This is a genomic window from Streptomyces sp. NPDC055140 (assembly GCF_053607285.1).
Map to the genome: position 1 here is coordinate 111281 of NZ_JBSGTG010000004.1, position 25202 is coordinate 136482.

A 25202-nucleotide genomic window follows, 5' to 3' on the forward strand; every position below is an offset into this window, starting at 1 on the left:
AGGTCAGCGGACCGTGCGACGCCCGCGCCACAGATAGACGGCGGCCGCGAGGAGCGCGACGCCGAGGCCTCCCGCGACGGGGCCCACCCAGCCGGTCGAGGCGTCGCCGTCGGGGGTGTCGGGTCCCGTGCCGAAGAACTTCTCCGAGTACGTGGTCGAGCGCAGGCCCTCGGGCCTGAGGGAGTCGCCCTTGCGGATCGCGGCCGCCGGGTCGACGAAGCCGAAGCCGAGGGAGTCGTCGCGGCCGCCCGAGGGGGCGTCGCGGGCGGTGTCCTCGAGGAGCTGCTTGATCTGTGCGGGCGTGAGCCCCGGGTGGGCGGCGCGGACCAGCGCGACGGCGCCGGAGACGAACGCGGAGGCGGCGCTGGTGCCCCAGCCCGAGTAGTACGTGCGGTCGGGGTCGGCGATCGCGATGGCGTTGCCGGGGGCGCTGACGGTGGCGTACCAGCGGCGGGTGGAGAAGGGGGCGCGGTGGAGGTAGCGGTCGACGGCGGTGGCCGTGATCACTCCGGGGTACGCGGCCGGGTAGGAGATGTGATCGCCCTTCTTGCCGCCGTTGCCCGCGGAGGCGACCACGACGGAGCCCTTCTTCAGGGCGTACTGGACGGCGGCGTCCTCGGTGGCTTCCGGGTGGGCGGTGGCGGAGTCGTCGCCGAGGGAGAGGTTGATGACGTCGGCGCCGTGGTCGGCGGCCCAGCGGATGCCGTCGGCGAGTGCGCTGCCCCGGCTGGAGCGGGCTTCCTTGCGGGCCGGGTCGCCGTCCTCGAGGATCACGCGGACGGGCAGGATCCTCGCCTCGGGGGCGATGCCGAGTACTCCGTCGTCACCACCGGGGCCGTGGCCGTGCCCGGCGATGATCCCGGCCATGGCCGTGCCGTGCCGCGCCCAGGAGCGGTCGCCCCTCTTGGCGCCGAAGCCGACGAAGTCCTTGGCCGGCAGGACGTTGCCCTTGAGGTCGGGGTGGGTGTCGTCCACGCCGGTGTCGAGGACGGCGACGGTGACGCCCTTGCCCTGGGTGGTGCGCCAGGCCTCCTCGGTGTGCATCGCGTCCAGGCCCCACTGCTGGGCGCGGATGGAGTCGGCGTGGGCGGTGGCCGACGGAATCAGGACGAGGGCCGCGGCGGCGGTCAGCGCAGTGGCGGCGTTCCGCCATGCGGCGGCCGTGCGGGTCAAGACGGCTCCTCGGTTGCCTTGGCGACGGCGGCGCGCAGGCTTCGTTCGACGCGGTCGGTGATGCCCTGTGCCTCGAAGCCGAGGCCGGCCTGCGCGGGGGTCGTGACGCTGCCGGACTTCATGGCCTCGGCGGCGGGCTGCGGGTCGGTGACGGTTCGGGCGTCGGCGAAGCCGGAGACGGCGTAGGCGACGACGGGGGCGTCGGCGAGGACGGAGATGGTCCAGGAGGCGCGCTGGGCGTCGCCGAATCCGGCGGCGAGGGTGTCCTTGGCCCCGTACGGGTGGGGCATGAGGTCGTTCCTGCGGTCGAGGCCGTCCTCGGTGAAGCGGGTGCGCAGCGCCTTCATGGCCTCGGTGTCCGCCTTGGTGAACAGCAGGCCGACGGTGGTGACATGGCTGCGGGTGGCGTCGGTGTAGGTGGCGCGCAGGAGGCGCAGGCACCCGGCGGGCCTGAGCGCCCTTTGCAGCAGCGGGTCGAAGGCGTTCTCGCAGGTGCTGTCCGGGGCGACGGCGATGCGTGTCCAGATGCGGTCGGCACCGCCGGGTCCCGCTCCGTCGCCCTTGATGACGGGCGGGAAGAGCCGGTCGACGGGGACGCTGTGCCAGAGGGTTCCGGCGGCGGCGTACGAGCTCGGCGAGCCGATGCTGCCGTCGCTGTCCCCGGTCAGCCAACTCCCGGTCGCCGCGCCGCCGATGAGGCCGAGCCCGAGCACGGCGCACGCCGCGGCGGCCGCGACGCGGGGCCGTATCCGGGCGCCGATGGGGCGCAGGCGGGTGGTGCTGTCGTCGTACGAGGCGGGGCGGGCGAAGAACACGAAGGGGCGGCCGGCGCCGGGTCCCGGGGTGAGGTCGACGGCTCCGACCGGGCGCCTTCCGACGGGGGGCTCGCTCGGGATGCGCGGGGGCGCGGCGGGGCGGGGGACGGTGGGGTGCGGTCCGCCGGGGGCGCGCGGCGGCGTGGCCGGGCGGCCCGGGGCGGCTGTCGCGGGGGGTGTGGCGGGGCGGGGCGGGGGCGGGCCGTCGGCGCTCTGCGCGGCGGTGTCCCTGATCGGGCGCAGCCGGGTCGTGGTCTCCGTCGGGCGCTCGGGCGGCAGGGGGCCGGCCCCGGGGCGCGTGGCGGGCGCCGGCCAGTCGGACGCGGGGGCCGCGGGCGCGCCCGGCACGGGCGGGGTGTCCGGGAAGCGGGCCGAGGCCGGGGGCGGCGGAGGCGTGTGGTCCGGCGCCGGGGTGTGCGCGGGGCGCGAGGATATCGACGCGTCCGGGCCGGCGGAGGTATCGGCCAACTCGTCGCGCGGCGTGGGCGGCTGGGAGGGGCGCGGCGGGATCGGCGCGCGGCGCGCTTGCGTGCTCATGCCTCCCCGTTTCCGTCCCGTTCTCGTCCTGCGTGCGCGTCACTCTACGGGCTGACGCGGCTTCGCAGGGAACCCGTATCGCAGGTCAGGACGATCTGCCCGGATCCTCCCCCTACCCCGCGGTAATCGTGTCTGGCAGGCTTCGGTCATGACACCCCGCGCAGCCGACAGGGCCCGCTACGACCGGGCCACCGCTCATCTCGACGCCCCGGTCGCGATCGTCGATCTGGACGCGTTCGACGCCAACGCGGACGACCTGGTGAGGCGGGCGGCCGGAAAGCCGATCCGCGTCGCGAGCAAGTCGGTGCGCTGCCGGGCCCTTCTCGAACGGGTCCTGGCCAGGGACGGTTTCGCCGGGATCATGTCGTTCACGCTCGCGGAGTCTCTGTGGCTGGCGCGGTCCGGTTTCGAGGACGTGCTGCTCGCGTATCCGTCGGCGGACCGGGCCGCTTTCGCGGAGCTCGCGCACGACCCGAAGCTGGCGGCGGCGGTCACGGTGATGGTCGACGACCCGGCCCAGCTGCGGCTGATCGACGACGCGCGGGACGGCGGGCGCGAGGAGATCAGGGTCTGTCTGGAACTGGACACCGCGTGGCAGGTACTCGGCGGCCGCGTACGGGTCGGGGCCCGCCGCTCCCCGCTCCGCTTCCCCGCCCAAGTCGCCGACATGGCGCGCTCCGTGGCCCGGCGGCCGGGGTTCCGGCTCGTGGGTCTGATGGCGTACGAGGGTCATGTCGCGGGTGTCGGGGACGCGGTCACGGGGCGGCCGGTGCGGTCGCGGGCGATCCGGCTGATGCAGGCGGCGGCTCGCAAGGAGCTGGCGGTCAGGCGGGCCGAAGTGGTGCGCGCGGTGCGGACGGTGGCGCCGGACCTGGAGTTCGTGAACGGCGGCGGCACGGGCAGCGTGCAGCACACCGCGGCCGAGCGCGCGGTGACCGAGATCGCGGCGGGGTCGGGTCTCTATGTGCCGCGCCTGTTCGACAACTACACGTCGTTCACGGGCCGGCCCGCCGCCCTGTTCGCGCAGCCCGTGGTGCGCAGGCCGGGCGTCGGGGTCGTGACCGTGCTCGGCGGCGGTTATCCGGCGTCGGGCGCCGCGGGAGCCGACCGGCTGCCGGTGCCGTACCTCCCGGAGGGCCTGCGCTACGACCCGCAGGAGGGCCCGGGCGAGGTGCAGACACCGCTGCTCGGGGCGCCCGCCGACGATCTGCTGATCGGCGACAAGGTGTGGTTCCGGCACGCGAAGGCCGGCGAGCTGTGCGAGCGGTTCGACGTGCTGCGCCTGGTGGAGAGCGACGCGGTGACGGCGACCGTGCCGACGTACCGCGGCGAGGGCTACACGTTTCTCTGAGGACCCTGAAGACGCTAAGGCGTGATGGTGGGGCCGATGCTGCTGCCCACGCCGCCGTCCGACCCGCTGTCGCCGACCGCCTTGATGCCCTTGACGATGCGGTCCATGTCGGAGAGCGGCGGCGCGTCCTTGCCTGCGTCGACGGTGATGCGGACGGTCACCAGGGACTCGGAGCCGACGCTGGAGGGGAAGACGACGGACTGGACGTAACCGCCGGGCCCCTTGGCGGTCTTCACCTTCCAGCGGACGAGAAAGCCGGCGCGCCCGGCGACCGCGGTCTGGCGGGCGGCGATCTGCTGGTGCGACTCGATGCCGCCGAAGGGCTGCTGGTTGATGCCGTTCTTGTCGTACGAGGCGTCCGCGGCGTCCTTGATGTCCCGTTCGGCGATGACTTCGGGTGAGGTCTCGTCGGTCCCGGTGACGGTGCGGGAGACGACGGTGCCGTGCCGGCACAGGCCCGAGTCGCCGGGGCAGTCGTAGGTGCGCGGGGTGGTGATCAGCATGTCGTCGTCGACGACGTTCTCGGCCTTCTGCCAGCCGTCGAGGACGGGGAGCGTGATGCCGTTGAGCTGGTCGACGGCGGTGGACGCGTCCTCGGTGGGGGTGGGTTCGGCGCTGCTCGCGGTGGCGGTCGGGTCCGTGGCTGTCGGGGCGCTCGAGGTGGGTGACGTGCGGGTCTCGGGGTCGTCGTCGCCGCGGCCGAGCAGGACGGCGCCGGTGGCGATGGAGGCGACGAGCACGATCCCGGCGGCGGCCAGGGCGATGGTCTTCGCGCGGCGGCCCGGTGCGGCGGGCGGGCGCTGCGGGCCCGTGGCCGGGAACGGGGGCTCGACGGGCGGCCCGAAAGCCTGTGGCGCGGCCGGGGTGTTCTGCGGCTGCCGCCGGTGCTCGGTCCACGCGGCCCCGTCCCACCAGCGCTCGGTGGGCGGGGCCGTGGGGTCCGGGTACCAGCCGGGCGGGGGCGTCATGCTCATCCCGGCACTCTAAATTGTGCGGGGAAGGTCAGTACACCGAGTCCGCCTGGTCGGGCACGACGGAGCCGTCCGGGCGCAGGACCGGGCCGAAGCCGCCCTCGGGCTTGTTGTACGCGGCCGTGGAGCAGGGGTAGCTGCCGGACTTGCGCGGGAGCGGTTCGATGAACATGGGGTTCACGACCCAGCGCCCGTCGGCGTTGTCATAGGCGCGGCACATCACCTCGTTCTTGTTGCGGTTGAGCACGAGGTGCGCGCCGGTGGCGTCGCCGACGAAGGTGACGTCGGTGTCGGCGTCACCGCCGCCGAGGGCGATGCGCTTGCCCCAACGCTGCTTCTCCCAGGCAGACTTGCCCTTGATGTGGAAGATGTCCTGGTCGATCCAGCAGCGCTTGCCGTCGATGTACGGGATGGCCTCGCCCTGGGTGCGTCCGACCCCGCCGCAGCCTTCGTTGTACGTGGTGATGCGGCCCTTGCTGTCGAGGACGGAACGGATGGCGATGGTGTGGGCGCGGTCGATGCCGACGCCTCCCCGGCCGCCCGACCACACCTCGGTCACGGGCTCGGACCCGGCCGACACGATGTAGACGTCGAACCCGGCCATCTGCAGCGTGCGGATGAGGTCGCGCTGCTGCTCGTAGTAGCGCACGTATCCGGGGATGGTGTGCGTGCCGAGCGTCTGGGTCGAGCCGACGGGTGCGGCGAGGGCCTCGCGGCGGGCCTGGGCGGCGTACGACTCCAGTTCGGGGACGGTGTGTCCGGCGAACAGCTGCGGCACCCAGGCGTACTGGGGCACGGTGCGGCGGTGGTTCCACTCCCCGGCGAAGGCGGCGGCGCCGCTCATGGTCTTTCCGGACTCGCGGATGTTGAAGATCTCGTCGGTGCAGTCGGTGTCGGTGGAGGTCGGCAGGGGCGCGCCGACGGGTACGGCGGTGCCGCAGGCGGCGGTCAGGGCCTTGTCGGCGTCGTCGGTCAGCCACTTGCTGGTCTTCTTCCAGCTCGCGGGCCGCAGGATCTTGTCGTGCTTGAGCGACCAGGCGATCGTCGCGTCGGTGACGTCGTTCTTGGAGACGGTGTTGTCCCAGTCGAACGCGGCGACGGGCCGGGGCCCGTGATGGCCGTTGCAGGTCCCGCGCTCGTCGATCACGCGCTGGAGTCGGGCCCGGTTCTGCCCGTACCACGACAGCTTCTTCGAGAGCTGCGGGCAGGCCCGGTCGGTGGTGGGAGCGGACGTGGCGGCGGCCGCAGGAGAGACGAGAGCCGTGGCCACCAGGACGGTGACCACGGCTGAAGTCCACGCGGCAACATCTCTGTTACGCATGTCTGGGGACCGTACACCTACATGACGCGTCCCCTACAGAGGCGTGACGTACGCCCCCGAGATGCCGCCGTCGACGAGGAAGTCGGTGGCGTTCACGAACGAGGAGTCGTCGCTCGCGAGGAAGGCCACGGCGGCGGCGATCTCCTCGGCGGCGGCGAAGCGGCCGGCCGGGATGTGCACGAGACGGCGCGCGGCGCGCTCGGGATCCTTGGCGAACAGCTCTTGGAGGAGCGGGGTGTTGACCGGGCCCGGGCACAGGGCGTTGACCCTGATGCCCTCGCGGGCGAACTGCACGCCGAGCTCGCGCGACATGGCGAGGACGCCGCCCTTGGAGGCCGTGTACGAGATCTGGGAGGTCGCCGCGCCCATCCGTGCCACGAACGAGGCGGTGTTGATGATGGAGCCCTTGCCCTGCTGCCGCATGTAGGGGATGACGGCCTTGCAGCACAGGAAGACGGAGGTGAGGTTGACCTCCTGGACGCGCTTCCAGGCTTCCAGGCCCGTGTCCAGGATGGAGTCGTCGTCGGGGGGCGAGATCCCGGCGTTGTTGAAGGCGATGTCGACCGAACCGTAGGTGTCGTACGCGGTCTTGAAGAGGGCCTCGACCTGTTCGGCGTCGGTGACGTCGACCTGGACGAAGGTGCCGCCGACCTCTTCGGCGGCCTTCTTGCCGGCGCTCTCGTCGATGTCGGCGCAGACCACGTTCGCGCCCTCGGAGGCGAGGCGGCGGGCGGTGGCGAGGCCGATGCCGCTGCCGGCTCCGGTGATGACGGCGGTGCGGCCGGTGAGGCGGCGGCAGATGGGGGTCCGGGGGGAACCCACGGTAGGAGTCTGCTCGGTCATGGTGCTTCAGGCCTCCGTGCTGATGAAGACGTTCTTGGTTTCGGTGAAGGCGGTGAGGGCGTCGGGGCCCAGTTCGCGGCCGACGCCGGACTGCTTGTAGCCGCCGAACGGGGTCGAGTAGCGGACGCTGGAGTGGGAGTTGACCGAGAGGTTCCCGGCGCGGACCGCCCCGGCGACGCGCAGGGCGCGCCCCACGTCACGGGTCCAGAGGGATCCGGAGAGCCCGTACTGGGTGGCGTTGGCGAGCCGGATCGCGTCGGCCTCGTCGTCGAAGGGCAGGACGACGGCGACCGGCCCGAAGACCTCCTCGGCGGCGGCGGGCGCGTCGGCTGCTGTCTCGGTGAGGACGGTCGGCGGGAACCAGAATCCGGCGCCCTCGGGGGCGCTGCCCCGCACGGCGGCCGCTCCCACGTCGACGTACGAACGGACGCGTTCCAGCTGGGACTTGGAGATGAGTGGGCCCATCTGGGTCTTCTCGTCGGCGGGGTCGCCGACGACGACGGACTCGATGGCGGGCGCGAGCAGCCCGAGGAACCGGTCGTGGATGGACCGCTGGACGAGGATGCGGGTGCGGGCGCAGCAGTCCTGGCCGGCGTTGTCGAGGAACGACATGGGGGTCGCGGCGGCGGCCGCCTCGATGTCGGCGTCGGCGAAGACGATGTTCGGGCTCTTGCCGCCGAGTTCGAGGGTCACGCGCTTCACCTGGCCGGCGCACTTGGCCATGATCTGTTTGCCGACGCGGGTGGAGCCGGTGAACACGATCTTGGCGACGCCGGGGTGCTCCACGAGTGCGGCTCCCGCCACGTCTCCGGCGCCGGGAAGGACCTGGAAGAGGTACTCGGGAAGCCCTGCCTCCAGGGCGAGTTCGGCGAGGCGGAGCGCGGTGAGCGGGGTCGTCTCGGCGGGCTTGAGGATCACCGCGTTCCCGGCGGCGAGCGCCGGGGCCGTGCCCCACGCGGCGATCGGCATGGGGAAGTTCCAGGGCGCGATGACACCGACGACGCCGAGGGGTTCGAGGATCGTGATGTCGAGGCCGCCGGCGACGGGGATCTGGCGGCCGGTGAGGCGCTCCACTCCCCCGGCCGCGTAGTCGAGCAGGTCACGGACGTTGCCGGCCTCCCAGCGGGCGTTGCCGATGGTGTGTCCGGCCTCGCGCACCTCGAGGCGGGCGAGTTCCTCGACCTGCTCGTCGACGACGGCGGCGAAGCGGCGCAGGAGGCGGGCCCGGTCGGCGGGGGCCGCGGCCGCCCAGCCGCGCTGTGCCCGGTGGGCCCGCAGGACCGCGGCGTCGACCTGGTCGCGGGAGGTCGCGTGGATCGTGGCGATGACTTCTTCGGTCGCCGGGTTGAGGATGTCGTGCACGCTAGAGCCTTTCGAACGACCTGCGGAGTTCCCAGTCGGTGACGGCGGCGTCGAACGCGTCCAGTTCGACCCGCGCCATGTTGCGGTAGTGCGCGACGACCTCGTCGCCGAACGCGGCCTTGGCGATGGGGCTGTTCTCCCACAGCTCGGCGGCCTCGCGCAGCGTCGTGGGAACGTGCTCGTACTCGCCGGTGTAGGCGTTTCCGGTGCATTCCTCGGGCAGTTCGAGCTTCTGCTCGATGCCGTACAGGCCGGCTGCCACGAGTCCGGCGACCGCGAGGTGCGGGTTCACGTCGCCGCCGGGCAGGCGGTTCTCGAAGCGCATCGAGCGGCCGTGGCCGACGACACGGAGCGCGCAGGTGCGGTTGTCGTAGCCCCACGCGGCGGCGGTCGGCGCGAAGGAGCCCGGCTGGAACCGCTTGTACGAGTTGATGTTGGGCGCGTAGAGCAGCGAGAAGTCACGCAGCGCGGTGAGTTGGCCCGCGAGGAAGTGCCGCATCACCGGCGACATCCCGCCGGGGTCGTCCGCGGTGCCCGCCATGACGTTGGTGCCGGGTGCGTCGATGGACTGGAGCGAGAGGTGGATGTGACAGGAGTTGCCCTCGCGCTCGTTGAACTTGGCCATGAAGGTGAGCGAGACACCCTCCTGGGCCGCGATCTCCTTGGCGCCGGTCTTGTAGATGGCGTGCTGGTCGCAGGTGACGAGGGCCTCGTCGTAGCGGAACACGATCTCGTGCTGGCCCGGGTTGCACTCGCCCTTGGCGGACTCGACGACGAGGCCGGCCGCGGCCATGTCGTTGCGGATGCGGCGCAGGAGCGGCTCGATGCGTCCGGTGCCGAGGACCGAGTAGTCGATGTTGTACTGGTTTGCCGGGGTCAGGTTCTTGTAGCCCGCGTCCCAGGCCTGCTCGTAGGTGTCCTTGAAGACGATGAACTCGAGCTCCGTGCCGACGTGGGCGGTGTAGCCGAGTTCGGCGAGGCGGTCGAGCTGGCGGCGCAGGATCTGCCGGGGCGCGGCCACGACGGGCGAGGCGTCGTTCCACGCCAGGTCCGCGATGAGCATCGCGGTGCCGTCGTTCCAGGGGACGCGGCGCAGGGTGGAGAGGTCGGCGTGCATGGCGAAGTCGCCGTAGCCGCGGTCCCAGGAGGACATCTCGTATCCGTCGACCGTGTTCATCTCGGTGTCGACGGCGAGGAGGTAGTTGCAGCCCTCCGTGCCGTGGGCGAGGACCTCGTCGAGGAAGAAGCGGGCGGCGAACCGCTTGCCCTGGAGCCGCCCTTGCATATCGGGGAAGGCCAGGACGACAGTGTCGATCTCTCCACTCTCGACGAGGGACGTGAGCTCCTCGACGCCGAGCGGGGGTGTGCGGTCTGCCACGGGAAGGCCTCCTTCGGGCTTCTTCGGTCAGCCGGAAGCCATAAGGTATTGCGGAGAACCATTGCTTGGGAAGGGGGTACGGCCATATGTCGCACACCGATGACGACGACCGGCTCACGCCGGTGCTGCGGCCCGTGCGGGCGGGCAACGGCTTCGAGGAGGCCCTGGAGCAGATCCTCCAGGTCGTCCGGCTCGGCCTGGTGCCGGGAGGTGAACGCCTGCCCTCCGAGCGGGAGTTGGCGGACCGGCTCGGCATCAGCAGGGTGACGCTGCGGGAGGTCCTGAAGGTGCTCCAGGACCAGGGCCTGGTCGAGTCGCGGCGCGGGCGCTACGGCGGCACGTTCGTGGTGGCGCGCACGGACGCGCCGGGCGAGGACGAGCTGCGCCGCCGCCTCAAGGACGTGGACGTCGAGGACGCGCTGCGCTTCCGGGAGGTCCTGGAGGTCGGCGCGGCCGGCCTGTGCGCCGCTCACGGCCTCACGGACGAACAGGCCGGGCGGCTGCGCGAAGCCCTCGCGCGCACCCATGACGCACCCCTCGCCGACTACCGCCGGCTCGACACGCTGCTGCATCTCACGCTCGCCGAGCTGTGCGGGTCACCCTCGCTCACGGCGCGGTACGCCGCGGTGCGCGCGACGGTGAACGACCTCCTCGACTGCATCCCGCTGTTGGTACGGAACCTGGAGCATTCGCAGCGCCAGCACACGGCCCTGGTGGAGGCGGTGCTCGACGGGGACGCGGACGGGGCACGGGAGATGATGCGCGAGCACTGCGCCGGAACGGCCGCTCTCCTGCGGGGCTTCCTGACCTGAGCCCGTGATTGACCCGCGCGTAACGCAGGGGTCTTGATTTCTTCGCGCGCTCCCCGCAAAGGTATGGATCCACTCCATTGAGCATCCACCGTACGACGGGGAGCCCGCGCCATGACCTTGGACACCCAGAACACCCGCCCCACCGGTGATACGGGGGACGACTACCTGGAACGCAGAACGCTGCGCCGCGGCAGCGCGGGCTGGCTGCTCCTGACCGGGCTCGGCGTCGCGTACGTCGTCTCCGGCGACTACTCGGGCTGGAACTTCGGCCTGGTGCAGGGCGGCTTCGGCGGCCTCGGGATCGCGATGGCCCTGATGGGCGTCATGTACGCGTGCATGGTGTTCTCCCTGGCCGAGCTGTCCTCGGTGCTGCCCACCGCGGGCGGCGGCTACGGCTTCGCGCGCCGCGCCCTCGGTCCCTGGGGCGGCTTCCTCACCGGCACGGCGATCCTCATCGAGTACGTCCTCGCGCCGGCCGCCATCTCCATCTTCATCGGCGACTACGTCGAGTCGCTCGGCCTGTTCGGTCTGACCTCCGGCTGGCCGGTCCACCTGGCCTGCTTCCTCGTCTTCATCGGCATCCACCTGTGGGGCGTGGGAGAGGCGCTGCGCTTCAGCTTCGTCGTCACCGGCATCGCGGTCGCGGCGCTGCTCGTCTTCGCGGTCGCCGCGTTCACCGACTTCGACGCGTCGAAGCTCAACGACATCCCCGTGGACACGGGCGCGTTCGGCGCCAACTCCTGGCTTCCCATGGGCCTCTTGGGGATCTGGGCGGCGTTCCCGTTCGGCATGTGGTTCTTCCTGGGTGTGGAGGGCGTACCGCTCGCGGCCGAGGAGACCAAGGATCCGGCGCGCACCCTGCCCCGCGCCATCCGCTGGTCCATGGCGATCCTCGTGGTGCTCGCCGTCCTGACGTTCCTCGCCTCGTCGGGGGCGCGCGGTTCCGCCGCGATCCAGGAGGCGGGCAACCCGCTCGTCGAGGCGCTGCAGCCCGGCGGCAGGGCGACCACGCTGAGCCGCATCGTGAACTACGCGGGGCTCGCGGGCCTGGTCGCGTCGTTCTTCTCCCTCATCTACGCGGGCTCGCGCCAGCTCTTCGCGCTCTCCCGCGCGGGCTACCTCCCCCGCTTCCTGTCGCTCACCAGCCGACGCAAGGCGCCCTACCTCGGTCTGCTCGTGCCGGGCGCGATCGGCTTCGCGCTGGCGGCCGCGACGGGCGACGGTGCCCGCATGCTGAACGTCGCGGTGTTCGGCGCGACGATCTCGTACGCTCTGATGTCCCTGTCGCACATCGTGCTGCGGCGCCGGGAACCGGACCTCGAGCGGCCGTACCGCACTCCGGGCGGCGTGCTCACGTCCTCCGTGGCGCTGGTCCTCGCGTGCGCGGCGCTGGTCGCCACCTTCCTGGTGGACGTGACGGCGGCGCTGATCGCGCTCGGGGTGTACGCGGTGGTGATCGGGTACTTCGGGGCCTACAGCCGCAGGCATCTGGTGGCGCGGGCCCCCGAGGAGGAGTTCGCGGCGCTCGCGGCGGCAGAGGCCGAACTGGAACGGAACTGACCATGGCGAGGGAGCACGGGTACATGATGGGCAGGCCGCTGATCGGAGTCAGCACCTACTTGGAGGCGAAGGCGAGCTGGGGCGTGTGGGAGTTGCCCGCCGCACTGCTGCCCGCCGGGTACCCGCGGCTCGTGCAGTCCGCAGGCGGCCTCGCCGCGATGGTGCCGCCGGACGACCCCACGTACGCACCCTCGGTGGTCGCCCGGCTCGACGGTCTCGTCGTCGCGGGCGGGCCCGACGTGGAACCGGGCCGGTACGGCGCCGTGCGGGAGGAGCGCACCGGGCCGCCCGCGGTCGAGCGGGACGCGTGGGAACTCGCCCTGATCCGCGCCGCGTTGGCGTCCGGCAAGCCGCTGCTCGGCATCTGCCGGGGCATGCAGCTCCTGAACGTGGCCCTCGGCGGCACGCTCACCCAGCACATCGAGGGGCACGTCAAGGACATCGGCGTCTTCGGGACGCACGCGGTGACGCCCGTGCCCGGGACACGGTACGGCGAGCTGGTGCCCGAGGAGTCGGACGTGCCGACGTACCACCATCAGGCGGTCGACCGGCTCGGCCGGGGTCTGGTCGCGTCGGCCCACGCGGCGGACGGCACGGTCGAGGCGGTCGAACTCCAGGGCCTCTCCTGGGTACTCGGCGTGCAGTGGCACCCCGAGATGGGCGAGGACGCACGCGTCATGGGCGGCCTGATCCGCGCGGCGGAGCGGGGCGGCTCCTGACGTCACGGGCGACGCTCAGGCCGGCCCGCGCGTGAGAGCGAGCAGCTCCCTGGCCGGCCCCACCGGCCGGTGCCCGGTCGGCCAGACCGCGCGCAGGTCCCTGCGCAGCCGTACGCCTTCGAGCGGGATCTCGACGAGCCTGCGCGCGGCGAGTTCTTCGCCGACGGCGAGCTCGCTGAGGACGGAGGGGCCCGCGCCGCTCACCGCAGCCGCCTTCACCGCGGTCGTCGACGACAGCTCGATGAGGGGGCGTGCCAGGCCGCCGAGCGCGGCGTCGAGGACCTGCCGGGTGCCCGAGCCGCGCTCGCGCAGGATGAGCGGGGTCGCCGCCAGCTCGTCGGCCGACAGTGGCTTCCTGCGCCGGGCCCACGGGTGTCCGGGGGCGGTGACCACGATGAGCCGGTCATGGGCGATGACGGTGGCGTCCAGGCCCGCGGGCACCGCGAGGCCCTCGACGAAGCCGAGGTCCGCGTCGCCGGACAGGAGGCGCTCGGCGACCGCCGCCGAGTTGCCCGCGTGGAGCGACACCGCCGTGTCGGGGCGCTCCGCGCGCAGCGCGAGCAGCCAGTTCGGCAGCAGGTACTCGGCGATCGTCATGCTGGCGGCGACCCGCAGCCGCGAGTCACGACGGTCGCGCAGCGCCTGCGCGCCCGCATCGAAGGCCGCCGCCGCCTCGACGATCCGCCGCGCCCAGTCCGTGACGAGCGCGCCCGCGTCGGTGAGCCGTGAGCCGCGCGGTGACCGGTCGACCAGGGCCACACCGAGCTGGCGTTCCATGGAGCGAATGCGGCTGCTGGCCGCGGGCTGCGTGATGCCCGTCTCGCGCGCGGCGCGACCCAGGCTGCCGAGCCGTGCCACGGCGAGAAGGAGTTCCAGGGCGCCGAGGTCCGGGACCCGGTGAGCGAGCCCCGCCCCCGCCGTCGAACCGTCCGCCGCACCCGCCATATCGCCACTCATAAATCCAGCTTATGCCCTCATAGGGGCATGGTCCCTGGTGGGGGGCACGGCCTGACGGGACCGTGGGGTCATGGTCACCGCCGCCCAGCCGCTCACGGCCGCCCGCACCCCGTCACTTCGATGTCCCGCCGTCCGCCATCTCGGCCCCAACTGGTACGCGTCCGTGATGGGTACCGCGATCATCGCGAACGCGGGCGCCGCGTTCCCCGTGCATGTTCCGGGCCTGCGGGCCCTGTGCACCGCGATGTGGGCGCTCTCCCTCATGGCGCTCCTCGTCCTCCTCACGGCCCGCGCCCTGCACTGGACGCACCACAGCGACCGGGCGAAGGAGCATCTGCTCGACCCGGCCGTGGCCCCCTTCTACGGCTGCCTCGCGATGGCGCTGCTCGCCGTCGGCGGCGGCACGATGCTCGTCGGCCAGGACTGGATCGGGACGCAGGCGGCCGTCGCCCTGGACACGGTGCTGTTCACGGCGGGGACGGTGATCGGGCTCGTGGCGGCGGTGGCCGTCCCGTACCTGATGGTGGCCAAGCACCGGATCGAGCCGGGTCAGGCGTCCCCCGTGTGGCTGCTCCCCGTCGTAGCGCCCATGGTGTCCGCGGCCGTCGGCCCGCTCCTGGTGCCGCATCTCCCGTCGGGCCAGTGGCAGCAGACGATGCTCCTCGCCTGTGTCGCCATGTTCGGTCTCAGCCTGATCGCCACCGCGGTGATGCTTCCGGTGATCTTCGCGCGCCTGGTGACGGCGGGACCGCTGCCGCTGATGCTCACGCCCGCGCTGTTCCTCGTGCTCGGCCCGCTCGGCCAGTCGACGACCGCCGTCAACAAGTTCGCGGACACCGCGCCGGGCGTTCTGCCGGCCCCGTACGCCCAGGGGTTCGGCGTCTTCGCCGTCCTGTTCGGGGTCCCCGTGATGGGGTTCGCGCTGCTGTGGCTGGCGCTCGCGGCGGCGCTCGTGGTGCGGGCCCGCCGCCGCGGCATGCGGTTCTCGATGACGTGGTGGGCGTTCACCTTCCCCATCGGCACCTGTGTCACCGGCGCGGAGGGCCTCGCCAAGCACACGGGGCTCGCGGTGTACGACGTGCTCGCAGTCGTCCTGTACGTCGTGCTCGTCGCCGCCTGGGCCTTCGCCGCCGTGCCCACGGTCCGCCGGCTGATCAGCGGAGAGCTGCTCGCAGCGCCGCGCGCAGGACAGCCGGCGCCTGCGTCAACGACGGCCCGTACCACGTGAGATGACGCCCGCTGACGAGCGCGGCGGGCACCGGGAACTGCTCCGGCCCGTCGTCGCGCGTGAAGCGGTACGGCTCGTCGGGCAGCACCACCAGGTCGATGTCCGCCGAGCGCAGTTCGTCGGCCGCCAGGCGCGGGTAGCGCTCGCCGTGGTCCGCGTACACGTTGTCCACGCCGAGCCGGGCGAGCACGTCACCGGCGAAGGTGTCCCTGCCGAGCACCATCCAGGGGCGCCGCCACACCGGCACCGCCGCCCGCAGCCGCCGGGTGGGGCGCTCCAGTCCGTCCCAGGCCGCCGCGGCCTCGTCCAGCCAGCGGGGCCGGCGGGGGGAGCCGCAGGCCCTGAGGACCCGCTCCAGCTCACGCAGCGCGCCCGGCAGATCGCGGATCTCGGTGACGAGGACGTCGAGTCCCGCTTCGCGCAGGGCCGCGAGGTCGGGCGCGCGGTTCTCCTCCTCGTTGGCGATCACCAGATCGGGGGCGAGGGCGATGATCCGTTCGACGTCCGGGTTCTTCGTGCCGCCGATCCGTACGAGACCGCTGCCGAGGTCCGCCGGGTGTGTGCACCAGTCCGTGGCACCGACGAGGGCTCCGGGCAGCGTGACGGCGACCGCCTCGGTCAGCGAGGGGACGAGGGAGACGACGCGCGGGCCGCGGGGCACGGTCACCGCCCGGGTTCGTCCCGCGCCTCGATGTGTTCGGCGACCGCGACGACGAGCACACGCGCGTCCGCGGCGGTGGCCCGCCAGCGGTGCCGTACGCCACCGGTCAGGTACAGGCTGTCACCGCGGCCCAGCCGATAGGCCCTGCCCTCGGCCTCGACCTCTACGGCGCCTTCGGTGACATACATGAGCACGTCGTTGCGGAGCTGGAACTCGCGACCCGGGTCGTGGTCGCCGATGAACTCCTCGGCGTGCAGCTGGTGATGGCCGCGGACGAGGGAGCGCACGACCGATTCGGGAGACGCGTCCTCGGCGACCGTGGTGTCGTCCGCGCGCACCAGGTCCACGGTGTGGGCGGGGTCGGCGGCGGCCAGGAGCTCGACCGCCGTGGTGCCGAGCGCGTCGGCCACCTTCTCCAGGGAGCGCCGGCTCGGCCGGGCGCGTTCGTTCTCGACCTGGCTCAGGAACGGGACGGACAGGCCGCTGCGTTCGGCCACGGTGGCAAGGGTGAGCTCCTGGGCTCGGCGCCTGCGCCGCACGGCCGCGCCCACCCGAAGAGTCTCCTTGTGTTCGTCCATCGCTCCGGCTGCCTCCCGCGCGTCGTCACCTGCCCGGCTCCTTGCACCCTACGCAGGTTCGCCCGACGGTTTCATGTGAGCGGCGGAACGCGCGTGGGCGGCCGGTGCTGAACACCGGCCGCCCACGCGCGCTGGAACTACTTCTGAACGTACTCGGGAACTACTGCGGAGCCATCCGGTCCGCGACACCCTTGTGCGTCTTCAGCCACGCGTCCACGGCCTCTTCCTCATGGCCCTGACCGTGCTTCTTGATCTCCGCCTCGAGGCTGCCCAGCTCGCTCTCGCTCATCTTGAAGTTCTTGAACCACTTCGTGAGCTGCGGGTACTTCGAGGGGAAGCTCTTGTTGGCGATGGTGCGGATCGTGTTGCCCTCACCGAAGAGCTTCTTGGAGTCGGTCAGCTTGTTGAGCTTGTACTCGCTGTACGCCCAGTGCGGCGACCAGAGCACGACGGCGACCGGCTGCTTCTTGGCGTACGCGCGCTTCAGCTCGGCGAGCATCGCGGGCGTGGAGCCGTCGACGACCTTGTACTCCTTGTCCAGGCCGTAGCCCGGCAGGACGTTCTTCTTCAGCAGGTTCATCTCGCCGGTGCCCGGCTCGATCCCGATGATCTTGCCGTCGAAGGTGGAGCCCTTGCCCTTGAGGTCCTCGAGGGACTTGACGCCCTTCACGTAGGACGGCACGGCGATCTCGAGGGACGTCGGGCTGTACCAGGAGCCCAGGTCCGTCAGGTTGTCCTTGTGCTTGTCCCAGTAGTTCTTCTGGGCATAGGGCAGCCAGGCGTCGAAGTTGACGTCCAGGTCACCGGAGCCGAGACCCGTGTAGACGGGGCCGACGTCCATCTGCTTCAGGTTGAGCTTGTAGCCGCGGTCGCCGAGGACCCGCTTCCACAGGTAGGTGACCGCGACGTCCTCGTCCCAGGGGAACCAGGCGACGTTCACCGGTCGGGCGGCCTCGCCCTTGCCGCCGGCCGTCGACGACTTCTTGACCGGGGCCAGCTTGTCGACGACGCCGGGGTTGGACTTCAGCCAGGTCTTGACGGCGTCCTGCTGCTTGCCCTTGCCGGCCTTGTTGATCTCGGCCTCAAGACTCGTGAGCTGCTTCTCGGTCAGCTTGAAGTCCTTGAGCCACTTGCCGACCTCGGGGTTGTCGTCGGCGAAGCCCTTGCGGGACAGCGTGTGCACGCCGTCGCCCTTGCCCCAGGCACCCTTCGGGTCCTTGAGCTTCTTCAGCTTGTAGTCGCTGTACGCCCAGTGCGGCGACCAGAGCGTCGTGACGATCGGCTGCTTCTTGGCGTACGCGCGCTTCAGCTGCGCCAGCATCGCCGGCGTGGAGCTGTCGACGACCTTGTACTCCTTGTCGAGGCCGTACTCCTTGAGGACCTTGTCCTTGAGGATCCCCATCATTCCGGCGCTGGACTCGATGCCGGTGATCTTGCCGCCGAACGTGCCGCTCTTGCCCTTGAGGTCCTCGAGCGAGTCGATGCCCTTCATGTACGCGGGCACGGAGAGCTCGAGCGACGTCGGGCCGTACCAGGAACCCATGTCGTCGAGCTGCTTGCCGTACTTCTTCCAGTACTGGGCGTGCGTGGTCGGCAGCCAGGAGTCGGTCTCGAAGTCGATCTGGCCGGAGGCCAGCGACGTGTATAGCGGCCCGGCTTCGAGCTGCTTGACCTGCACGTCGAATCCGCGCTGCTCGAGGATCTCCTTCCACAGGAAGGTGGAGGCGACGCCCTCGTCCCACGGGATGTAGCCGATGGAGATCTTCTTGCCCTGGCCGACGTTCGACGCGTCGGCCATCGGCGTCTCGTTCTTCGAACCGCCGAAGATGCCCATGCCGCCCGCGACGAGCGCGAGGATGACGACACCGACGACCGCGACCGCGGCCTGCGGACGATAGTTCCAGACCGTCAGACCGTGCGCGGCGCGCACCTTGGCGAGCGCGCGGCGGCCCATCGGGGACGACTGGGTGCCGAGCGCGCCGGTCATGCGGTCGAGGTAGATCGCGAGGATCACGATGGCGACGCCGGACTCGGAGCCGAGACCGATGTTCAGCTGGCCGATGGCCTCGTTCACGTCGGCGCCGAGGCCCTCGGAGCCGACCATGCCCGCAATGGCGGCCATGGACAGGCCCAGCATGATGACCTGGTTGACACCGGCCATGATCGACGGGAGCGCGAGCGGCAGCTGGACGCGGAACAGCGTGTTGCGCGGGGTGTCACCGAACGCGTCGGCGGCCTCGACCAGTTCCTTGTCGACCTGCCGGATACCCAGCTCCGTCATGCGGACGCCGGGGGCCAGGGCGAAGATCAGGGTCGCGACGATGCCCGCGGGGGCGCCCGAGCCGAAGAACAGGATGGCCGGGATGAGGTAGATCATCGCGGGCAGCGTCTGCATGAAGTCCAGGACCGGGCGCACGACCGCGCTGACCCGGTTGGAGCGGGCCGCCCAGATGCCGACCGGCACCGAGATGACCAGCGCGATGATCGTCGCCACGAGGACGAGCGACAGCGTCATCATCGCGTGGTCCCACAGTTCGAGGGAGTCGATGAACGCGAATCCCACGAAGGTCAGGACTCCGGCCACCGTGCCGCGCAGCCAGAAGGCGACCACCGCGAAGATGCCCGCGAGGATCAGCGGCTGCGGGGCCTGGAGGACCCAGTTGATGCCGTCGTAGGCACCGTTGAAGACGTTCTTGAAGAAGTCGAAAAGCCACGCGGCGTTGCTGAGCAGCCACTCGACGACGTCGTTGACCCAGTCACCGAAGGGAATCCTAGGCACCGGTGCTCACCTTCTTCACCGGCTCGTCGTCCTCGCCACGCGGCGTGGGGACGGCGTCCTTCGGAGTCTTCGTCATGGAGGTCTGCGCGGTGGGCTTCATCGGCTCACCGAGGACGGCGAGAAGCCGTTCCCGCGTCACGACGCCTGTGAGCTTGCCGCTCTCGTCTGTCACGGCGACGGCGACGCCGTCCGTGGAGCACGGCGTGAACAGCTCGATCACCGGGGTGTCCTCGGTGACCGTCGCGGGCGCGTCGGCCGGGTCGTACCCCTTCTCGGGGGCGGTCATGATGGCGCCCGCGGTCAGCACGCGGGAGCGGTCCACGTCCTGGATGAACGAGGCGACGTAGTCGTTGGCCGGCGTGACGAGGATGTCCTCGGCGCTGCCGATCTGGACGATGCGGCCGTCGCGCATGACGGCGATGCGGTCGCCCAGGCGCATGGCCTCGTTCAGGTCGTGGGTGATGAAGACGATGGTCTTCTTCAGGGTCTTCTGGAGCTCGAGGAGCTGGTCCTGCATGTCGCGGCGGATCAGCGGGTCGAGCGCGCTGAACGACTCGTCCATGAGGAGCAGGTCCGCGTCGGTGGCGAGTGCGCGGGCCAGGCCCACGCGCTGCTGCATACCGCCGGAGAGTTCGTCGGGCCAGGACTTCTCCCAGCCGGCGAGACCGGCCAGGCGCAGCGCCTCGACGGCGCGCTTCTGGCGCTCCTTGCGCGGGACGCCCTGGACCTCGAGGCCGTACGCGGCGTTCTCGAGCACGCTGCGGTGGGGGAAGAGCGCGAAGTGCTGGAAGACCATGCTGATCTTCTTGGAGCGCACGGCCCGCAGGTCGCGGGGGCTGAGCGCGGTCAGATCCTGGCCGTCGAAGCGGACGTGCCCGGCTGTGGGCTCGAGCAGTCCGTTCAGCATGCGCAGAAGCGTGGACTTGCCGGAGCCCGACAGACCCATCACGACGAAGATCTGGCCCGGCTCGACGGTGAAGGAAGCGTCGATCACGGCAGCGGTGGTGCCGCCGGCGCGCAGTTCCTCACGGTCTGCTCCGTGGCGGAGTTTCTCCACCGCTTCATCGGGTCGTCTGCCGAACACCTTGTACAGGTCTTCGGCTTGCAGCGTGGACACATACACCTCTCGGGTAGAACCATGACGGCCCGCCTCCCCCGCCGGCGGGCCGTGGAGCGATGCGAGGTCCGCTCGCAGGCCGGAAACACATCCATTGGTTGAATGAGGGACCGGGTTCGCTCCGGGAGCGCGCCTGCCCTCACTTATGCAGATCAAACGGAAGAGTGTTCCAGTTCACATCGCGTTCACTTCCGGAACCGGATCCGCCATATCCTCGCGAGGCGGTGGCTGTCGGTGCTGTGCGGCAGGATGTGGGACGTGACCCAGCGAACCGATCGCCTGATGCTGCTCGACACCGCGTCCCTGTACTTCCGGGCCTACTTCGGGGTCCCCGACTCCGTGAAGGCCCCGGACGGGACGCCGGTCAACGCGGTGCGCGGCCTGCTCGAATTCATCACCCGGCTCGTGCACGACCACCACCCCGACTCGCTGGTGGCCTGTATGGACGCGGACTGGCGCCCCCAGTGGCGGGTCGACCTGATCCCCTCGTACAAGGCGCATCGCGTCGCCCAGGAGACCGAGACCGGGCGGGACGGTTCCTACGCAGAGGAGATCCCCGACACCCTCTCCCCCCAGGTCCCGATCATCGAGGACGTGCTCGACGCGGTGGGCATCGCGCGCGTGGGCGTCGAGGGGTACGAGGCGGACGACGTCATCGGCACGTTCACCGGGCGGGCCACCGGTCCGGTCGACATCGTCACCGGCGACCGTGACCTCTTCCAGCTCGTCGACGACGCGCGCGAACGCCGCGTCCTGTACCCCCTCAAGGGCGTCGGCACCCTCCAGGTCACCGACGAGGAACTGCTGCACGAGAAGTACGGCGTCGACGGCTCCGGTTACGTGGATCTGGCCCTCCTGCGCGGCGACCCGAGCGACGGCCTGCCGGGCGTGCCCGGCATCGGCGAGAAGACGGCCGCGAAGCTGCTCACGCAGTTCGGGGACCTGGCCGGGATCATGGCCGCCGTCGACGACCCGAAGTCGAAGCTGACGCCCTCGCAGCGCAAGCGCCTGGACGAGTCGCGCCCGTACATCGCTGTCGCGCCGACGGTCGTGCGGGTCGCCGGGGACGTGCCCCTGCCGGACGTGGACACGGCGCTGCCGCGCGAAGCGCGCGATCCCGCGGCCCTCGACAAGCTCGCGGAGCGCTGGGGCTTGGGCGGTTCTTTGCAGCGGCTGCTCACCACCCTGGAGCGCTGAGTGTTAACTTAGGTAAACCTAAGTAGCCAGTGATCTTCAGGGGAGGCCGCCATGGCGGAACGTCCGGAACGCAGGAAGCCGACGGCACACCGGGGCGAGGTCCTGCGCACCGAGCGGCTCACCCCGCACATGCAGCGCGTGGTCCTCGGCGGGGACGGCCTCGCAGCGTTCGCCGCGGGCGGCTGCACCGACCACTACGTGAAGCTGCAGTTCCCGCTCGACGGCGTCACCTACCCCGAGCCGTTCGACCTCGGCCGGATCCGCGAGGAGCTGCCGCGCGAGCAGTGGCCCGTGACGCGTACGTACACCGTGCGCGCCTGGGACCCGGTGGCACGCGAGCTGACGCTCGACTTCGTGGTGCACGGCGACGAGGGCATCGCCGGTCCGTGGGCGCGGGACGTACAGCCGGGCGCGAGCGTGCATCTGACCGGTCCGGGCGGCGCCTACACCCCGGACTCGACTGCCGACTGGCACCTGCTCGCCGGTGACGAGAGCGCCCTGCCCGCGATCGCGGCCGCCCTGGAGGCGCTGCCCGAGGGTGCCGTGGCCCACGCGTTCGTGGAGGTCTCCGACACCGCCGAGGAGCAGAAGATCAACTCCGCCGCGCAGGTCGTCTGGCTGCACCGCGGCGACCGGCCGGTGGGCGAGGCCCTGGTGGAGGCCGTGCGTGGACTCGCGTTCCCGGCCGGCCGGGTGCACGCCTTCGTGCACGGCGAGGCGGGCTTCGTGAAGGAGCTGCGTCGCCATCTGCGCACCGAGCGGGAGATCCCGCGCGAGGACCTCTCGATCTCCGGGTACTGGCGCCACGGTCACAACGAGGACGGCTGGCAGGCCTCGAAGCGGGAGTGGAACGCGCAGGTGGAGGCGGAGCAGGAGACGGCGTAGGGCCATCCCCTGCTCCCCTGGGGCGCCCCCCTCAGAGGGAGCGCCCCCTTTGGGCGTCGTGCTCAGACGGATCGCTGGTACGAGCGGAAGGTGCGGGTCGACAGCCACACCGCCGCGACGGCCAGTACGAGGAGCGCCCCGCCGCGGGTCAGCACGTCACTCCAGTCCGGGTGCTCGGACATCGCCGAACGGCCCGCGACCATCGCCCAGTTGAGCGGGTTGAAGTCGGCTATGTGCCGCATCCACGACGGCATCTGCGACGGCGCCATGAACGCGGAGGACAGGAAGGTCAGCGGGAGCAGCAGGAACGTGTTGATCCCGATGATCGACTCCCGCTCCCTGACCAGCATGCCCAACGCGTTCGACAGCGCGCCGAACACCGTGCCGAGGAGCACCGCGGCGGCGACGAGGATGAGCACTCCGCCGGCCCCGCCCGGCAGTTCGGCCCCGCCGAGGAGGCCGAGCAGCACGATGACGACGGACTGGAGCGCGGTGACCAGACCGTTGCTCACCACATTGCCGTTCATCAGAGCCCCACGGCTGACCGGCGTGGTGAGGAACCGGTTGAGCGTGCCGCGCTGGATCTCGTCGAGCGTCGCCATGCCCGCCCACATGTTGGAGCTGAGCGCGCTCATCACGACGACGCCGGGGATGAGGTAGTCGAGATAGGTCGTGGTCCCGAATCCGCCCAGCTCGACGACCTTCTTGAACAGGTTGCCGAACAGGAACAGCCAGACCACCGGCTGGATCAGGGTGATCAGCAGATACGCGGGCTGGCGCAGGAACACCATCAGCTGACGCTGCGTCATGTACCAGGTCTGCGGGATCGCGGTACTCATCGGGCACCTCCGGCGGGGGCGAGAGCGTCGGCGGCGGACGCGTCGAGGGTGGCGGCCTGCGCCTCCGAGTAGCGGCGGCCGGCGTAGCGGAGATAGACGTCGTCGAGCGACGGGCGGGCGACGGTGGCGGCGGTGACCACTACGCCCGCCCGCTCCAGCGCGCCGAGCAGGGCGGGCACGGCGGCGGCCCCGTCGTCGGCGCGGACACTGACGCGCCGGCCGTCGAACTGGGTCTCGCGCACGCCCGGCAGCGCGGCGAGCGCGCCCTCCAGCACCGTGCGACCGGCGTCCGGGACGGGGGCGCGCAGCTCCAAGTGGACGGCGTCCCCGCGCAGTTCACCCTTGAGGCCGTCGGGGGTGCCCTCGACGACGACATGGCCGCGGTCGACGACGGCGATGCGCTCGGCGAGCCGGTCGGCCTCTTCGAGGTAGTGCGTGGTGAGCAGGATGGACAGGCCCTCGTCGCCGGCGAGGCGCGCGATCTCGTCCCACATCGCGGTGCGGGCCTCCGGGTCTAGGCCGGTGGTGGGCTCGTCGAGGAAGAGCACCTCGGGCCGGTGGACGAGGCCGAGCGCCACGTCGAGGCGGCGCTGCATGCCGCCCGAGTAGCCCTTGACCTGGCGTCCGGCGGCGTCGGAGAGGCGGAAGCGGTCGAGGAGTTCGCAGACGCGCCGGTTCAGATCCGCTCCGCGCAGGCCGTAGAGCCTGCCCTGGAGCTGGAGGTTCTCGCGGCCGGTGGCGACGGGGTCGGCACCGGACTTCTGGGCGACGACACCGATGGCGCGGCGCACCCGGTCGGGGTGCCGCAGCACGTCGTGGCCCGCGACGGTGGCGGTCCCGGAGTCGGGGCGGGCGAGGGTGGTGAGGATCTTCACGGTGGTGGACTTCCCTGCGCCGTTCGGGCCGAGCAGGCCGAAGACGGTGCCGGGTTCCACAGTGATGTCCATGCCGCTGAGCGCGGTGACATCGCCGGGATAGGTCTTGACGAGTTGACGCGCCTGCACCGCGGGCGCACGGGTACTCATGACGACGGCTCTCCTGTGTGAGCGGACGACGGTGGATCCGCTCGCGGGTGTGAGCGGATGACGGCCGATCCACGTGAAGAGCGCCGGGCTATCCTGGGTGTGCCGCACCTCGATCGCCTGGCTCGCCGCACGGTGGGTCGGTCCGGGGTTCGAGACCCTGGCGGGACTGCTGCAACAGTCCTGCCGGGGTCTGTTTGTCTCTCTTGGCCTACTTCTCTCCGGGTCTCTCTTTTCTTCCTGCGGTGGAGCCCCCGGTTTACCGGTGGACCACCGGTTCACGAGTGGGCCACCGACTTACGGGTGATCACCGGTTCATGGGCGATCACCGGTCGGGGCGGGTTTCCTCCAACTCGGCGAATTCCGGCGGGATTTCACCGGTCTCCTGGAACGTCCGCCACTGTTCGACGCCGTCGAGCGTGCCCTCCTTGACCTCCCGCAGGAAGCCCCGGATCCACTCGGCCTGCGCCTCGACCATGTGCAACTGGTACTCGGTCTCCACGAGGAAGATCCGCGGCAGCGTCTCGTACAGCTTCATGAGTCCGCCACGCGCGCTCGCCGCCTGGACCTCGAGCGAGGCGAGCCGCTCCTCCAGCAGTCGCGTCACCTCGTCGGGGTGTATGACCCCCATGAGGGAGAGCGCCGTCTCGAAGATCGGGTACTCACGCGCGGGCACGGCGAGCAGGTCGGAGAGCCACTCGAGCGCTTCCTCCCGGCCGTCGTCGGTGATCCCGTAGAGCGTGCGCTCCGGCCGGTTCCCCTGCCGCTGAACGTCCGCGACCTCGACGAAGCCGTGCTTCTCCAGGTTCTGGACGACCGTGTAGAGCGAGCCGTAGTTGATCTTCGTCGTGGTGTCCTTGCCACGCCGGCGCAGGGTCTGCGCGATCTCGTACGGGTGCATGGGCTTCTCCATGAGCAGCACCATCACCGCGAGGGCCAGCGGATTGCCCAGCTTGCGCCGCTTCGTGGCCACGGACCTCACCTCGCCCCTCGCACCCGACACCCCGTATCCGAATATCCGTAGCCGAACATATCGCGATCGACCGTCCGCGTCAATACACGATGTATCGCGAACGAGGCCAGTATGCAAGGGTGCG

Annotated in this window: 22 protein-coding genes; 7 read left to right on the forward strand and 15 right to left on the reverse strand. The window is 71.2% G+C overall.

The genetic code is table 11. The annotated features are described in order from the left end of the window. Positions 1–3: 3 nt before the first annotated feature. Both mycP and ACWFR4_RS10650 read right to left on the reverse strand, forming a co-directional pair. Positions 4–1173: a type VII secretion-associated serine protease mycosin gene (gene mycP, locus ACWFR4_RS10645; RefSeq protein WP_453651961.1), complete on the reverse strand. Its 1170-nt coding sequence runs from the start codon at positions 1171–1173 to the stop codon at positions 4–6. Continuing rightward, positions 1170–2525: a hypothetical protein gene (locus ACWFR4_RS10650; RefSeq protein WP_453651963.1), complete on the reverse strand. Its 1356-nt coding sequence runs from the start codon at positions 2523–2525 to the stop codon at positions 1170–1172. The genes mycP and ACWFR4_RS10650 overlap by 4 nt, the downstream gene beginning before the upstream one ends. Positions 2526–2673: 148 nt before the next feature. Here ACWFR4_RS10650 and ACWFR4_RS10655 point away from each other — a divergent pair, with 148 nt between their 5' ends. Beyond that, positions 2674–3876, forward strand: coding sequence for an amino acid deaminase/aldolase (locus ACWFR4_RS10655; RefSeq protein WP_453465547.1), 1203 nt, complete (start codon positions 2674–2676; stop codon positions 3874–3876). Positions 3877–3890: 14 nt separating this feature from the next. Here the strand turns inward: ACWFR4_RS10655 and ACWFR4_RS10660 are convergent, their stop codons facing one another. The 5 genes from ACWFR4_RS10660 to ACWFR4_RS10680 are packed head-to-tail and all read right to left on the reverse strand — an operon-like array spanning position 3891 to position 9751. Then, positions 3891–4844: a DUF2510 domain-containing protein gene (locus ACWFR4_RS10660; RefSeq protein ID WP_453652165.1), complete on the reverse strand. Its 954-nt coding sequence runs from the start codon at positions 4842–4844 to the stop codon at positions 3891–3893. 34 nt (positions 4845–4878) lie between these two features. Further along, complete coding sequence (locus tag ACWFR4_RS10665; RefSeq protein WP_453651965.1) at positions 4879–6168, reverse strand: haloacid dehalogenase-like hydrolase; 1290 nt, start codon at positions 6166–6168, stop codon at positions 4879–4881. Positions 6169–6201: 33 nt separating this feature from the next. After that, positions 6202–7011: a 3-oxoacyl-ACP reductase gene (locus tag ACWFR4_RS10670; RefSeq protein WP_453651967.1), complete on the reverse strand. Its 810-nt coding sequence runs from the start codon at positions 7009–7011 to the stop codon at positions 6202–6204. A gap of 6 nt (positions 7012–7017) precedes the next feature. After that, positions 7018–8373 (reverse strand): aldehyde dehydrogenase family protein, encoded by a 1356-nt coding sequence (locus ACWFR4_RS10675; RefSeq protein WP_453465539.1) that lies wholly within the window; start codon positions 8371–8373, stop codon positions 7018–7020. A 1-nt stretch (position 8374) separates the two neighbouring features. Beyond that, complete coding sequence (locus tag ACWFR4_RS10680; protein ID WP_453465537.1) at positions 8375–9751, reverse strand: glutamine synthetase family protein; 1377 nt, start codon at positions 9749–9751, stop codon at positions 8375–8377. A gap of 86 nt (positions 9752–9837) precedes the next feature. Between ACWFR4_RS10680 and ACWFR4_RS10685 the strand changes: the two genes are divergently transcribed. From ACWFR4_RS10685 to ACWFR4_RS10695, 3 genes are all read left to right on the forward strand, one after another. Beyond that, positions 9838–10563: a FadR/GntR family transcriptional regulator gene (locus tag ACWFR4_RS10685; RefSeq protein ID WP_453465536.1), complete on the forward strand. Its 726-nt coding sequence runs from the start codon at positions 9838–9840 to the stop codon at positions 10561–10563. Between the two features lie 111 nt (positions 10564–10674). After that, entirely contained in the window at positions 10675–12123 is a 1449-nt protein-coding gene (eat, locus tag ACWFR4_RS10690; RefSeq protein ID WP_453651969.1) for an ethanolamine permease, read from the forward strand. A gap of 26 nt (positions 12124–12149) precedes the next feature. Continuing rightward, a complete protein-coding gene (locus tag ACWFR4_RS10695) occupies positions 12150–12842 on the forward strand; it encodes a gamma-glutamyl-gamma-aminobutyrate hydrolase family protein (protein WP_453652167.1) in 693 nt (230 codons plus the stop codon). A gap of 15 nt (positions 12843–12857) precedes the next feature. Here ACWFR4_RS10695 and ACWFR4_RS10700 read toward each other — a convergent pair whose 3' ends face one another. After that, positions 12858–13799: a LysR family transcriptional regulator gene (locus tag ACWFR4_RS10700; protein ID WP_453465532.1), complete on the reverse strand. Its 942-nt coding sequence runs from the start codon at positions 13797–13799 to the stop codon at positions 12858–12860. A 70-nt stretch (positions 13800–13869) separates the two neighbouring features. Between ACWFR4_RS10700 and ACWFR4_RS10705 the strand changes: the two genes are divergently transcribed. After that, the gene (locus ACWFR4_RS10705) at positions 13870–15027 is read left to right on the forward strand and encodes a TDT family transporter (RefSeq protein WP_453465530.1); all 1158 of its coding nucleotides are present in this window, start codon (positions 13870–13872) and stop codon (positions 15025–15027) included. Here ACWFR4_RS10705 and ACWFR4_RS10710 read toward each other — a convergent pair. The 4 genes from ACWFR4_RS10710 to ACWFR4_RS10725 form a co-directional block, all read right to left on the reverse strand. Further along, positions 14954–15694 (reverse strand): helical backbone metal receptor, encoded by a 741-nt coding sequence (locus tag ACWFR4_RS10710; protein ID WP_453651971.1) that lies wholly within the window; start codon positions 15692–15694, stop codon positions 14954–14956. The two genes, ACWFR4_RS10705 and ACWFR4_RS10710, sit on opposite strands and share 74 nt — an antisense overlap. Next, positions 15691–16266, reverse strand: coding sequence for a helix-turn-helix domain-containing protein (locus tag ACWFR4_RS10715; RefSeq protein ID WP_453465527.1), 576 nt, complete (start codon positions 16264–16266; stop codon positions 15691–15693). The genes ACWFR4_RS10710 and ACWFR4_RS10715 overlap by 4 nt, the downstream gene beginning before the upstream one ends. A 160-nt stretch (positions 16267–16426) precedes the next feature. Continuing rightward, entirely contained in the window at positions 16427–19045 is a 2619-nt protein-coding gene (locus ACWFR4_RS10720) for an ABC transporter permease/substrate binding protein (protein WP_453651973.1), read from the reverse strand. Further along, on the reverse strand, positions 19038–20162 hold the full coding sequence (locus tag ACWFR4_RS10725) for a quaternary amine ABC transporter ATP-binding protein (RefSeq protein WP_453463257.1): 1125 nt from the start codon (positions 20160–20162) through the stop codon (positions 19038–19040). Before ACWFR4_RS10725 ends, ACWFR4_RS10720 begins: the two co-directional genes overlap by 8 nt. 249 nt (positions 20163–20411) lie before the next feature. On the opposite strand from ACWFR4_RS10725, the gene ACWFR4_RS10730 reads away from it, so the two are divergent. Then, complete coding sequence (locus ACWFR4_RS10730; protein ID WP_453463260.1) at positions 20412–21359, forward strand: 5'-3' exonuclease; 948 nt, start codon at positions 20412–20414, stop codon at positions 21357–21359. A gap of 51 nt (positions 21360–21410) precedes the next feature. Then, entirely contained in the window at positions 21411–22244 is an 834-nt protein-coding gene (locus ACWFR4_RS10735; protein ID WP_453463262.1) for a siderophore-interacting protein, read from the forward strand. Positions 22245–22306: 62 nt separating this feature from the next. Here ACWFR4_RS10735 and ACWFR4_RS10740 read toward each other — a convergent pair whose 3' ends face one another. From ACWFR4_RS10740 to ACWFR4_RS10750, 3 genes are all read right to left on the reverse strand, one after another. After that, positions 22307–23083, reverse strand: a complete 777-nt coding sequence (locus tag ACWFR4_RS10740) for an ABC transporter permease (protein WP_453463265.1) — start codon at positions 23081–23083, stop codon at positions 22307–22309. Beyond that, on the reverse strand, positions 23080–24108 hold the full coding sequence (locus ACWFR4_RS10745) for an ATP-binding cassette domain-containing protein (protein ID WP_453651975.1): 1029 nt from the start codon (positions 24106–24108) through the stop codon (positions 23080–23082). Before ACWFR4_RS10745 ends, ACWFR4_RS10740 begins: the two co-directional genes overlap by 4 nt. A 322-nt stretch (positions 24109–24430) precedes the next feature. Continuing rightward, positions 24431–25078 (reverse strand): PadR family transcriptional regulator, encoded by a 648-nt coding sequence (locus ACWFR4_RS10750; RefSeq protein ID WP_389526634.1) that lies wholly within the window; start codon positions 25076–25078, stop codon positions 24431–24433. Positions 25079–25202: the final 124 nt, after the last annotated feature.